The organism is Amycolatopsis solani (genome assembly GCF_033441515.1).
Classification (GTDB): Bacteria; Actinomycetota; Actinomycetes; order Mycobacteriales; family Pseudonocardiaceae; genus Amycolatopsis; species Amycolatopsis solani.
Map to the genome: position 1 here is coordinate 1,803,574 of NZ_JAWQJT010000002.1, position 11,927 is coordinate 1,815,500.

At 73.4% G+C, this 11,927-nt stretch carries 8 protein-coding genes and 2 tRNA genes; 3 read left to right on the forward strand and 7 right to left on the reverse strand.

Annotated features, from left to right (window positions below; all coding sequences use genetic code 11):
* The first annotated feature begins 72 nt into the window (after window positions 1-72).
* Window positions 73-1,527, forward strand: coding sequence for an MFS transporter (locus tag SD460_RS28780; protein ID WP_318306988.1), 1,455 nt, complete (start codon window positions 73-75; stop codon window positions 1,525-1,527).
* Window positions 1,528-1,536: 9 nt separating this feature from the next.
* On the opposite strand, the gene SD460_RS28785 is transcribed toward SD460_RS28780, so the two are convergent.
* Both SD460_RS28785 and SD460_RS28790 read right to left on the reverse strand, forming a co-directional pair.
* Window positions 1,537-1,788, reverse strand: a complete 252-nt coding sequence (locus SD460_RS28785; protein ID WP_290062018.1) for a DUF4287 domain-containing protein — start codon at window positions 1,786-1,788, stop codon at window positions 1,537-1,539.
* A gap of 61 nt (window positions 1,789-1,849) precedes the next feature.
* A complete protein-coding gene (locus SD460_RS28790; protein ID WP_318306989.1) occupies window positions 1,850-2,581 on the reverse strand; it encodes a class I SAM-dependent methyltransferase in 732 nt (243 codons plus the stop codon).
* Window positions 2,582-2,683: 102 nt separating this feature from the next.
* Between SD460_RS28790 and SD460_RS28795 the strand changes: the two genes are divergently transcribed.
* Window positions 2,684-3,280, forward strand: coding sequence for a TetR/AcrR family transcriptional regulator (locus SD460_RS28795; protein ID WP_290062016.1), 597 nt, complete (start codon window positions 2,684-2,686; stop codon window positions 3,278-3,280).
* Window positions 3,281-3,446: 166 nt separating this feature from the next.
* Here SD460_RS28795 and SD460_RS28800 read toward each other — a convergent pair.
* Both SD460_RS28800 and SD460_RS28805 read right to left on the reverse strand, forming a co-directional pair.
* Window positions 3,447-3,518 (reverse strand) — tRNA-Val (locus SD460_RS28800).
* 40 nt (window positions 3,519-3,558) lie between these two features.
* Window positions 3,559-3,633 (reverse strand) — tRNA-Val (locus SD460_RS28805).
* A gap of 178 nt (window positions 3,634-3,811) precedes the next feature.
* On the opposite strand from SD460_RS28805, the gene SD460_RS28810 reads away from it, so the two are divergent.
* On the forward strand, window positions 3,812-5,266 hold the full coding sequence (locus SD460_RS28810; protein WP_290063150.1) for an MDR family MFS transporter: 1,455 nt from the start codon (window positions 3,812-3,814) through the stop codon (window positions 5,264-5,266).
* Between the two features lie 495 nt (window positions 5,267-5,761).
* On the opposite strand, the gene SD460_RS28815 is transcribed toward SD460_RS28810, so the two are convergent.
* Genes SD460_RS28815 through SD460_RS28825 form a run of 3 tightly spaced genes read right to left on the reverse strand, consistent with a single transcriptional unit; the run spans window position 5,762 to window position 11,927 of the window.
* The gene (locus tag SD460_RS28815; protein WP_290062583.1) at window positions 5,762-9,100 is read right to left on the reverse strand and encodes a serine hydrolase; all 3,339 of its coding nucleotides are present in this window, start codon (window positions 9,098-9,100) and stop codon (window positions 5,762-5,764) included.
* Window positions 9,101-9,126: 26 nt separating this feature from the next.
* Complete coding sequence (locus SD460_RS28820; protein ID WP_318306990.1) at window positions 9,127-10,044, reverse strand: ABC transporter ATP-binding protein; 918 nt, start codon at window positions 10,042-10,044, stop codon at window positions 9,127-9,129.
* Window positions 10,041-11,927, reverse strand: a complete 1,887-nt coding sequence (locus tag SD460_RS28825) for a dipeptide/oligopeptide/nickel ABC transporter permease/ATP-binding protein (RefSeq protein ID WP_318306991.1) — start codon at window positions 11,925-11,927, stop codon at window positions 10,041-10,043. The genes SD460_RS28820 and SD460_RS28825 overlap by 4 nt, the downstream gene beginning before the upstream one ends.

Here is an 11,927-nt window from a genome sequence, read left to right on the forward strand (position 1 = left end):
TGATCAGTCAACCGAAGGCTGCTAAGCTAAGTCAAGCGACTGCTTTAATTCGGACATCCCGACGGAGGACCCGTGCCCGACCCCGCCACCCCGACCGCCGAGGCGCCGTCCCGCGCGAACCTCGTCGTCGGGGTCCTCGCCTTCGCGGGCATCGTCGTCTCACTGATGCAGACGCTGGTCATCCCGCTGATCCCGGCCCTGCCCGGGCTGCTGCACGCCTCCGCCGCCGACGCCACCTGGGCGATCACCGCCACCCTGCTCGCCGGCGCGGTGGCGACGCCGACGGTCGGCAGGCTCGGCGACATGTACGGCAAGCGGCGGATGCTGCTGTTCAGCCTCGGCGCACTGGTAGCGGGCTCGACGATCGGCGCGCTGTCCGACAGCCTGGCGCCGATGGTCGCCGGCCGGGCGCTGCAGGGCCTCGCGGCCGGTGTCATCCCGCTCGGGATCAGCATCATGCGCGACGAACTGCCCGCCGAGCGGCTCGGTTCCGCCACCGCGCTGATGAGCGCGTCCCTCGGCGTCGGCGGCGCGCTCGGGCTGCCCGCCGCGGCGCTGCTGGCGGAAAACGCCGACTGGCACGTGCTGTTCTGGACCGCGGCGGCGCTGGGGCTGGTGGTGGTCGGCCTCGTCGTCGCGCTGGTGCCGGAGTCCCCGGTCCGCACGGGCGGCCGGTTCGACGTCCCGGGCGCGGCCGGGCTTTCGATCGCGCTCGTCTGCCTGCTGCTGGCCATTTCGAAGGGCGCCGACTGGGGCTGGGGCAGCCCGGCGACGCTGGGCCTGTTCGCGGCCGCGGTCGTCGTCCTGCTGCTGTGGGGCCGCTGGGAGCTGCGGACGGCGCAGCCGCTGGTGGACCTGCGCACGACCGCGCGGCGTCAGGTGCTGCTGACGAACATCGCGTCGGCGGTGTTCGGCTTCGCGATGTTCGCGATGTCCCTGGTCCTGCCCCAGCTGCTGCAGCTGCCCGCGGCGACCGGCTACGGGCTCGGCAAGTCGATGCTGGCGGTGGGCCTGGTGATGGCGCCATCGGGGCTGGTGATGATGGCGCTCGCCCCGGTGTCGGCCCGCGTTTCGCGCACGCGCGGCCCGAAGACGACGCTGATGCTCGGCGCGGTCGTCGTCGCGGCCGGGTACGCGCTCGGCATCGTGCTGATGAGCGCGGCCTGGCAGCTGGTGGTCGTGTCGAGCATCATCGGCGCGGGCATCGGGCTGGCGTACGGCGCCATGCCGGCGCTGGTGATGGGTGCGGTGCCGGTTTCGGAAACCGCGGCGGCGAACAGCCTCAACACGCTGATGCGGTCGATCGGGACGTCGGTGTCGAGCGCGACGGCCGGCTTGGTGCTGGCCCGGCTGACCATCCACTTCGGACCGGCGACTCTCCCGTCCCAGAACGGGTTTCGGCTGGTGCTGGCGATGGGCGCGGCCGCGGCGCTGATCGCACTGGCCGTCGCCGCGTTCCTGCCCCGGCGCGCCCCCGCGGCCTCGGCGCCCGCGAGCGTCGAGCCGGCCGCCGCGGTGGGCCGCTGACCGCCCGGGTCACGCCCGGGCGGCCAGGCCGTCGAGGTGGAGCACCCCGTCGGTGTGGTGCGCCGCCACGAACTCCGGGCCCTTCGTCACCAGGCGGGCGATCGCCGTCGCGTGGCCGTGACCGAGGCCGTGGTCGGTCTTCAGCCACGTGACGATCTCGGCGTGCTTCGTGAGGTTCTTGCTCGCCGCCAGGTCGAGGAAGGCGCGCGGGGTGATGCCGGTCTGCTTCTCGGCGTTGTCGAGGTAGGCCTGGAAGGACATCGGGAGCTCCGTGGGTCGGTCCGGTTGCGTGCCCCCAAGTTCTCACCGACAACTTTTTTTGTCAAGGCTTCGCCGCGAGCACCGCCAGCGTCGTGTACGGCAGCACGAAGGGACGCTCGATCGCCGCGCCGACCGCGGCCAGCACGTCGGCGAGGACGTCCGGCTCCAGCCGCGTCAGGCCGCCGGTCGTCGGCAGGAAGTCCAGCCATTCTTCGCGCGTGTACCGCTTCTCCCAGGTGAACCGCCGCAGCTCCGGCTCGCCGAAGCTCTCCGAGGCCCGGATGCCGTCGACGAACCGGGTGAACATGACCTCGTACAACTCGGCGGCACTGCGCGGCTCCGCCGTGAACGGCGAGCCGGGCATCGCGGCCTTGAGCGCGTCCGCGACCGCGGCGGGCGGCTGGAAGACGTGGGCGAAGACGGCGAGCAGCCCGCCGGGCCGCAGCACGCCGGCCGCCTTGGCCGGCCCCGCGGCGGGGTCGACCCAGTGCCAGGCCTGTCCGGCGACGACCGCGTCGAACGTGCGCCCGGCCGGGTCCCAGTCCTCGAACGTGGCGACTTCGACGTCGGTCCCCCGGTCGCGCGCGAACGCGGCCATCCGCGGGTCGGGATCGACGCCGAGCACCCGGCACCCGGCGGCGGCGAACTGCCGGGCCTCGATGCCGGTGCCGCAGCCGACGTCGAGGAAGTCCGGCCCCGGACTGGCGGCGCGGACCCCGGTCACGAGCTCTTCCGGGTACGACGGGCGCGCGCGGTCGTAGCGCTCGGCGTCGACGCCGAAGGATTCAGCCATGCGGCGTGCTTCATGCGGTTGAGTGGGCATGCGCCCACTCTAATGGGCGCTCGCCCACTCAGGCAACGGGCGTTCGACGGCGGCGTACCGGAGAATGGGGACATGCCGACCGGGGTCCACCTTCGCGACGTGCGACGGCAGCTGTTCCGCGCGGCCGAGCGGATCCTGCTGCGCGACGGCGCGAACGCGCTGACCAGCCGCGCGGTGACGGCCGAGGCCGACGTCGCCAAGGGCGTGCTGCACCGGTACTTCGCGGACTTCGACGACTTCCTGGCGGAGCTGGTGCGGGAACGCATCGCCCGGCTCCGGGACCAGGCGGTGCTGCTGCGGGCCGCCGCGGGAACGCGGACGGTCGCGGAAAACGTCGCGGCCGCCCTGACCGAGCTGTTCGATCCGGTGTCGCTGGCGCTCGTCAGCCTGGTTTTCTTCCGCGACGAGGTGCGGGCGCGGTTACGCCGTCCGGGTGACGGCCTGCCGATCCTGGCGGAGGCGCGCACGATGCTCGCGGACTACCTGACCGCCGAGCGCGAACTGGGCCGCATCGCGGCGGACGCCGACGCGGATTCCCTGGCCCTGCCCCTGATCGGCGGCGGCCACCTGCTGTTCGCCGGCCGCCGCGGAACGCTGCCGGACGAGCGCGAGCTGACGCGCATCGTCGAGACGGTGCTCGCGGACGTCTTGCAGCGCAAGCTGTTGTAACCGTCCGAAGTGGACTACCACCGACCGCCGCCCGCCCACCTGACGCGACCACCCGGGGGTCCGGGGGCTCGCCCCCGGCGGGGGCGTGGGGGCTCGGCCCCCACAGGACACAGAACGAGAGAACCCCCGTTCGCGCAATCCGCGAACAGGGGCTCCCGATCTCGAGTGGGCGATACTGGGATCGAACCAGTGACCTCTTCGGTGTGAACGAAGCGCTCTCCCCCTGAGCTAATCGCCCGGTGGTACCAACTTCCACGATGTCCATGGGGGTGGACTCGTGGTGCGCGATACTGGGATTGAACCAGTGACCTCTTCCGTGTCAGGGAAGCGCTCTCCCGCTGAGCTAATCGCGCGCTGGCGGAACTTGGTACTGACGGAAGCATATCGGATGCCTTTCGGCGGGTGCGCGGGGGCCTCCTCCATCGTGCGGTGTGACCCGCTGCACTGCGGAAATCGCCGTGACACCGGGGGGCGGAAACGGGCAGACTGCGAAGGACAGCCGGCCCGGCCGACCCAGGAGCTCCCACCCCGATGACCGACACCGATTCCCGTCCGCCCGCCGACCTGAACCGCGCCCCGGCGCGGGCGGGGCTCCTCATCGGGGTTCTCGTTCTGTCCGCGTTCGTGATGATCCTCAACGAGACGATCCTCAGTGTCGCGCTGCGCGACCTGACCGTCGACCTCCGTGTTCCCACGACGACGGTGCAGTGGCTGACCAGCGGGTTCCTGCTGACCATGGCCGTCGTCATCCCCACGACCGGGTTCCTGCTGGAGCGCTTCTCGCCGCGGCAGGTCTTCCTCTTCTCGCTGTCCGCGTTCAGCCTCGGCACGCTGCTGTGCGCGCTCGCGCCCGGCTTCGCGGTGCTGATGACCGGGCGGGTGGTGCAGGCGTGCGGCACGGCGGTGATGCTGCCGCTGCTGATGACGTCGGTGATGCGGCTGGTGCCGCCGGAGCGGCGCGGCGCGACGATGGGCACGATCACGATCGTCATCGCGGTCGCGCCCGCGATCGGCCCGACCATCGGCGGCGCCGTGCTGTCGTCGCTGGGCTGGCGCTGGATGTTCTGGATCGTGCTGCCGCTGTCGATCGCCGCGCTGGTGGCCGGGGCGCTGCAGCTGAAGCTGGACAGCGAACGGCGCCGCGTGCCGCTGGACGTGCCGTCGGTGCTGCTGTCCGCGATCGGGTTCGGCGGCGTGCTGTACGGGCTGTCCGCCGGCGGTGAACAGGCCGGGGTCGAGCCGCCGGTGCCGGCGTGGGTGCCGATCGTCGTCGGCGTCGTCTCGCTGGTCGTGTTCACCTGGCGCCAGCTGCGGCTGCAGCGCCGCGACCGGGCGCTGCTCGACCTGCGGCCGTTCACGCACCGCAGCTTCGTCGTCTCGCTGGTGCTCACCGCGCTGCTGTTCGTCTGCCTGATCGGCGCGGCGGCGATCATGCTGCCGCTGTACCTGCAGACGGTGCTGCACACGAGCACGTTCGTCAGCGGCCTGGCCGTGCTGCCGGGCGGGCTGGTGCTGGGCCTGCTGGGCCGTCCGGTCGGCGCGCTGTTCGACAAGGTCGGCGCGCGCCCGCTGGTCATCCCCGGCGCCGGCGCGATGGCCGTTTCGCTGTGGCTGTTCACGATCCTGGGCCCGAACTCGCCGCTGATCGCGGTGATCGGGATCCACGTGCTGCTGATGGCCGGGCTCGGCCTGATGATGACGCCGCTGTTCACCGAATCGCTCGGCGTGCTGCCCGAACACCTGTATTCCCACGGCAGCGCGATCCTTTCGACGCTGCAGCAGGTGGCCGGCGCGCTCGGCACGGCGGTGTTCGTCAGCGTGGCGACGCTCGGCAGCGACGACAAGACGGCGGGCAGCCCCGACGCGTCGGGCCTGCACGCGGCGTTCGTGGTGGCGGGGATCGTCGGCCTGGCCGCCTTCGCGGGCACCTGGCTGATCCGCGGCAAGAAGCCGGGCACCACCCCGGCGGCCGCCGCGCACCACTGAGCCCGCGCCGGGATGTAGCCCGCGCCGGGATGTAGTGAATGACTCATTCCTGTCGTCCGACGACAGGAATGAGTCATTCACTACATCGGCGCCGAGGTCCACTCCGGACGCCGGCTTCGGCAAGTGCCGCGCGGTGCGGTGCCGCGCGCCGAGTGCGCGCCTCCAGGAGCCGACTCGAGTGTCGCGAATGACTCATTGGGGACCACGGAGGTCCCGAATGAGTCATTCGCGACCTTCCCGCCGCCGGACCGCGTGAGCGCCGGTCCACGCAAAGAAAAGAAAGTCCCGCTTCCGCTCGGCGAAGGCTGGGGGGAGGCCTGCGAGCGGAAGCGGGAGTTCGAGGCCGGTACGGGGGTCGCCTCGCGGCGAGTGGCTCGACACGGCTCCAGCCGGACTGGTATTCCGTGAAGGCAAGGGGTGAGGCCCGGGGACTCCGCCGTACCGACACCCGTTACAACGCCCCGCGGCCCGGGGTGTTCCCCGACGTGACCCGGCTCATGCGACGCCGGTTTTCGGGGTCGCCCGGACGCCCGTGTGCAGGTACCGCTCCCCCGTCGGCAGCGTGTAGAACGTCACCGACACCCAGCCGCGCATGCCCGCCGGGCGGTGGGCGAAGTGGCCCGGGCCGATCGCCACCAGATCGTCCTCCGTCGTCGGGTCCGGGACCAGGGCCGCCAGCGAACCCGTCACCGTCTGGCGGATGCGGAGCTGTCCTTCCCTGGTCAGGATCTCGATGCGCATCGACTCCCGTTCGTACACGCCCAGGAACTCCGAGACGTCCACCGCGGGCGGGGCCGCGGCCGGCTCGAGCGGGCGCGGCATCGTGACGCCGGCCAGCTCCTCGAAGATCTCCGCGTAGAGCTCCACGTACAGGTCGTGGGCGCTGCCGCCGTTGGTGAGCAGCGTGACCGCCAGCCCGTGCTCCGGCAGGACCCGCAGGAACGCCGACTGCCCGATCGTGTTGCCGTCGTGACCGATCAGGCGGTGGCCGTCCCAGCCGAAGCGGATCCAGCCGAGGCCCCACGAGTCGCCGAGCGTGTGCTTGTCCGGCATCTCGACCTGGTCCTCGGTCATCGCCGCGGCCGACTCCGCGGAGAGCACCCGCGAGCCGTCCGGGCCGAGCCCGCCGGCCAGGTGCATGCGGGCGAAGGCCAGGACGTCCGACGCCGACGCCGTGATCAGGCCGGCCGGGCCCGCCGAGCGCGGGAGACCCCACACGGGAGCCGGCTGCGGGTCTTCCTCGCCGCTGGCCACGTGCCCCATCGCCGCGCGGAACAGCAGCGCCTCCTCCGGCAGGGTGCCGGTGCGCGTCAGGCCCAGCGGCGTGAACAGCCGCTCGCGCAGGGCCGCGTCCCACGTCTTGCCGGTGAGCTTCTCGATCACGCGCCCGATGAGGATGAACCCCGAGTTGCAGTAGGACAGCGTCGCGCCCAGGGGGTGGGTCTGCGCGGCCTGGTCCAGCACCTCGACGTACTTCTCGACGCAGTCGTCGCCGCGGCCGGTGTCGGTGAAGACGTCGCCGTCGATGCCGCTGGTGTGCGTGAGCAGGTGCCGCAGCGTCACCTTCTGCGCGACCTCGGGGTCGGCCAGCCGCAGCTCGGGCAGCACGTCGGCGATCGGCCCGTCGAGCGTCAGCAGGCCCTCGTCGACCAGCTGCATGGCCACGGTGGCCGTCCACACCTTGCTGATCGAGCCGATCTGGAACACCGAGTCGTCGGTGACCTCGACGCCGGTGGTCTTGTTGAGCACGCCGAAGCCCGCGACGAGCTCGTCGTCGCCGCGCAGGATGCCCAGCGTCGCACCGGGAACGCGGTGCTTGCGCGCGAGCTCGGCCAGGCGCCGCCGCCAGTGCGCGGTGTCGAGCGGTACGCGCGCCGGCTTGCCCGGCTCACCCGCGTACTGCTCCACCCAGTCCACGATCCGGCGGTTGAAGTCCACGCGGTGCGACGGCCGCCCGTCGAGGATGAACAGGTGGGACGAGCCGGGGTAGAGCACCAGCCGGGACGGCACGCCCTGCTCGCGCAGCGCGGTGAACCACTGCTCGGCCTGCCCGGCCGGGCAGCGGTCGTCGTCCGCGCCGTGCAGGACCAGCGTCGGCGTGCGCACCTTTTCCACCTGCGCCAGCGGGGAAAGCGCCGCGTAGTGCGCCCGGTTCTCCGCCGGGACGGCGCCGAGTTCGGCGACGCCGAGGAAGTGCCCGGCGTCGGACGTGCCCGCCATGCTCACCGGGTCGCTGACCACGCCGCCCGCGACCGCCGCGGCGAACCGGCCGTCGCGGCTGGTCAGGTAGCAGGTCATGTAGCCGCCGTAGCTGTAGCCGGACACGGCGAGCCGCCGCCCGTCCGCCACGCCCTCGGCGACCAGGTCGTCGAGGGGCTCGAGGAAGTCCTTGGCGTCGGCCAGTCCCCACGCGCCGACCGCGCCGGTGTAGAACGCTTCGCCGTAGCCGTCGCTGCCGCGCGGGTTGAGCAGCAGCACGGCCCAGCCGCGGGCGGCGAGCTCCTGGTGGTAGACGTGCACGGGGTCGGCGGTGCCGTTCCACGCGTTGTGCGGGCCGCCGTGGATGTCCAGCAGCAGCGGCAGCGGACCGGTGCGGGCGGGGTCGCGCAGCAGCCAGCCGTGCACCACCGTGCCGTCGGAGACGGTGAACTCCCGCTCCTCGTGGGTGAACAGTTCGAGGTAGCCGTCGCCGAGCGAAGTGCGGACCTCGGCCGCTCCCCCGCCGGTGCCGACCGTCGCGATCTCGCCGTACGAAGTCGGCGTGGCCAGCACGACGGCCGCGGTGTCCCCGGCGACGCTCAGTGCCGACACGGTGTTCCCCGCTCCGCCCAGGACCAGCCGCGGCTCGCCGCCGGTGACGCCGACGGCGTAGAGGTGCGTGCAGCCGCGGTCGCGGACGCAGAACAGGACTTCGTCCCCGGACAGCTGGGGCAGCGCGCCCGGGTAGCCGGCACCGCCCGGCATCACGTTGCGGTCGAGCGGGGCCGCCAGGTCGGTGGTTTCGCCGCCGTCCAGCGGAACGCGCAGCAGCCCGAGGTGCCCGGTGGCCGTGTCGCGGCGGCCGACGACGAGCAGCGCGCCGCCGTCGGCGGTCCAGGTGACCGTCCCGCACATGCCCTCGCCGGAGCCCACGAGCACGGGTTCGGCGGTCACGCCCGCGGCCTCGAGAACGTAGGCACCGGAACGGAAGGTCAGGTCGCCGTCGGCGTCCCGGCCGGCGGGAAAGGCCAGCCGCGTGCCGTCCGGCGACCAGGCCGGGTCGCCCGCGTGCCAGTCCCCCGACGTCACCCGGCGGACTTCGCCGGTGGCGACGTCGAGGACGTGGACGTGCTTGCGCAGGGTGCGCAGGAGCCCGGCGCCGTCGGCCTTGAAGTCGAGCCGGCCGGCGACCACCGGGGCGTGCGCGCGCCGGCCCGGTGCGCCCGCGTCCTCGCCCGCTTCGGCGTGGAGGTCGATCGGGGCGCTGAAGGCGATCTCGGCGCCGTCCGGGCGCCACACCGGCGTGCCCGCGCCGAGCGGGAGCGTGGTGACCTGCTCGGGTTCGCCGCCGTCGGCGGGCAGCAGCCACAGCTGCGCCGGGCCGTCCTGGGCGCGCAGGAACGCGATCCGCGTGCCGTCGGGGGAAAACGCCGGTGCGAGGTCGGCCTGGCCGCGGGTGAGCCGCCGCGCCGGGCCGCCGCCGGTGGTGACCTGCCACAGCGAGCGGGTGACTTCGTCGGCGTCGCGGTCGGCGGTGCGCACCACGTACGCGATCCGGCCGCCGTCGGGGGAGATCGCCGGCTGCTCGGGGAATTCGAGGGCGTACAGGTCGTCGGTGCCCAGACGTCGGGTCATGCGGGATCTCCTTGGGGGAAGAGGTTTCACGCGGCGAAGTGGCAGGCCGCCCGGTGCGGCCGGTGCTCGGTGCCGTCGGCCGGGTCGGTGCGGACGCAGACGGTGCGGTCGGTGTGCACGAGCGGGCCGACCGGGCACCGCGGGTGGTAGCGGCAGCCGGCCGGCGGGTGGTGCGGGTCGGCGGGTTCGGTGTCGGCGAGGACGTCGTCGCCGTCGAACAGGCCGCGGTGCGCGGACGGCGCGGCGGCCAGCAGCTCTTTCGTGTACGGGTGCCGAGGGTCGGTGAGCACCTGCTCGGCCGGCCCGGCCTCGACGATCCGGCCGAGGTACATCACGGCGACGACGTCGCTGACGTACCGCACCACGGCGAGGTTGTGGGAGATGAACAGCATCGACAGGGAAAGCCGCCGCTGCACGTCCCGGACGAGGTTGAGCACCGCACCCTGCACCGAGACGTCGAGCGCGGAGGTGATCTCGTCGGCGATCAGGACTTTCGGCTGCCCGGCCAGCGCCCGGGCGAGCGCGACGCGCTGTCGCTGCCCGCCGGACAGCTGACCGGGCAGCATCCCCGCCCGATCGGGGTCCAGGTGCACCAGTTCGAGCAGCCGGGCCACTTCGGCCGCCCTCCCGCGGCCGCGGGGCATCGCCTCGGCGATCGACTCGCCGATCGCCATCCGCGGGTCCAGCGACGAATACGGGTCCTGGAACACCATCTGCAGCGGACGGCGCCGGGGCAGCCGCCGCACGTCGGTGCCGTCGAGCCGGACCCGGCCCGCGCTGACCGGCGCGAGCCCGGCCGCGGCCCGGGCCAGGGTCGACTTGCCCGAGCCGGACTCGCCGACCAGGCCGACGACCTGTCCGGAAGGGACGGTCAGGGTGACGCCGTCGACCGCGGTCAGCTTGCCGTAGCGGACACTCACCGCCTCGAACTCCAGAGCACTCACGCCGCACCCTCCTCACGGGACTGTCCGGAAAGGACACCGGCGGGCGGGTGCCAGCAGGCGACCCGGTGCCCCGACGCGGCCGGTTCGAGCACGGGGTCTTCGGTCCGGCAGCGCTCCGACGCCAGCGGGCAGCGGTCGGCGAACGCGCAGCCGTCCGGTACCTGGTCCGGGGCCGGTGGGCGGCCGGGGATCACGGCGAGCGGCTCGTCGCGGTCGGTTTCGAGGTCCACCGTGGTGGCCAGCAACGCCCGCGTGTACGGGTGCCGCGGCTCGCCGCCGGTCGGCAGGTCCTCCACCACGCGCCCGGCGTACATCACCAGCATCCGTTCGCACGTCTGGGAAACGACGGCGATGTCGTGGCTGATCAGCAGGATCGCCGCGCCCTCGGTTTCGCGCGTGCGGGCGAGCAGGCGCAGCACCTGCCGCTGCACCGTGACGTCGAGCGCGGTCGTCGGCTCGTCGGCGATGACCAGCTTCGGCTCGCCCATCAGGCCCATGCCGATCATCGCCCGCTGCCGCATGCCGCCGGAGAACTCGTGCGGGTACTGCCGCGCCCGCCGCGCGGCGGCCGGGACGCGCACCGCGGTCAGCTTCTCGACCGCGCGGGCCAGCGCCTGGCGCCGCGACAGGCCGTGGTGCTGCTCGGACACCTCGGCGAGCTGCCCGCCGACCCGGCGGGCCGGGTTGAACGACGTCATGGGGTCCTGGAACACCATGGCCAGCGACGTGCCGAGCTCGCGGTCCGAGGCCGACGCCACCGGCTTCCCCGCGAACTCCAGCCGGTCGGCGGTGACCACGCCGGGTGCTTCGATCAGGCGGGACACGGCCAGCGCGGTCAGGCTCTTGCCGGAGCCGGACTCGCCGACGACGCCGATCGCTTCGCCCGCGCGGACGGTGAAGCTGACCCCGCGCACCGGCACGGTCCAGCCGGCCGGTCCCGGGAACGCCACCCGCAGGTTCTCGACGACGAGCACCGCGTCGCCCGCCGGTTCCGCGGCGGGCGCGGGCGGAGTCGCCGGGAGCGGCCCCGCCGCGCGCCGGGTCGGCCGGGTCCGGACCCCGACCACCGCGGCGACCGTCTCCCCGACCAGGTTGAACGCCAGCCCGGCGAGCACCACCGCCGCGGCGGGCGCGAGCGCGGCCACCGGGCTGACGTAGATGCCGTCCAGGCCTTCGCGCAGCAGCCGGCCCCAGTCGTAGTCCGGCGCTTGCACGCCGATCCCGAGGAAGGACAGCCCGGCGAAGGCGAGCAGCGAGGAGCCCGCCCCGATGGTCGCGTTGACCACGAGGGGTTCCCCGATGTTGGGCAGCACGTGCCGGGCCAGCAGCCGGATCCGGCCGACACCGGCGATCCGGGCCGCGGCGATGAAGTCGCGCCCGCGCACCGACGCCGACAGCGTCTGCACGAGCCGGGCGAACGCCGGCGCCATCGCGAACGCGATCGCCAGCACCGCGCCCTGGGTGCCGACGCCGAAGATCACCGCGAAGAACAGGGCCAGCAGCAGCCCCGGGAACGCCACCGCGATGTCGACGGCCGCGACGAGCAGCCGGCCCGCCCACCGCGGCAGCACCGACGGCAGCGTCCCGAGCACGACGCCGACGCCGACCCCGATCGCCGTCGCGAGGACCGCGAGCCCGATCGAGAGCCGGGTCGCCACCAGGGTGCGGAGCAGCAGGTCGCGGCCGAGGGAGTCGGTGCCGAACGGGTGCGCGCCCGACGGTCCCTGGCCGATCGCGTCGGTGTCGATCGCCGCGGCGCCGTCACCCCACACGAGCGGGGCCACCACCGCCAGCACGATCACCACGGCCAGCAGCACCGCCGAGCACGCGCCCACCGGGGTGCGCACGGCCGCCACCCAGACCGAACCACGTCGTCGCGCCAC

Excerpts from the sequence above, each read along its gene's own strand:
- SD460_RS28810 (WP_290063150.1), top strand. The coding sequence starts at position 3,812 with ATGACCGACACCGATTCCCGTCCGCCCGCCGACCTGAACCGCGCCCCG.
- SD460_RS28785 (WP_290062018.1), bottom strand. The coding sequence starts at position 1,788 with ATGTCCTTCCAGGCCTACCTCGACAACGCCGAGAAGCAGACCGGCATC.
- SD460_RS28795 (WP_290062016.1), top strand. The coding sequence starts at position 2,684 with ATGCCGACCGGGGTCCACCTTCGCGACGTGCGACGGCAGCTGTTCCGC.
- SD460_RS28815 (WP_290062583.1), bottom strand. The coding sequence starts at position 9,100 with ATGACCCGACGTCTGGGCACCGACGACCTGTACGCCCTCGAATTCCCC.
- SD460_RS28790 (WP_318306989.1), bottom strand. The coding sequence starts at position 2,581 with ATGGCTGAATCCTTCGGCGTCGACGCCGAGCGCTACGACCGCGCGCGC.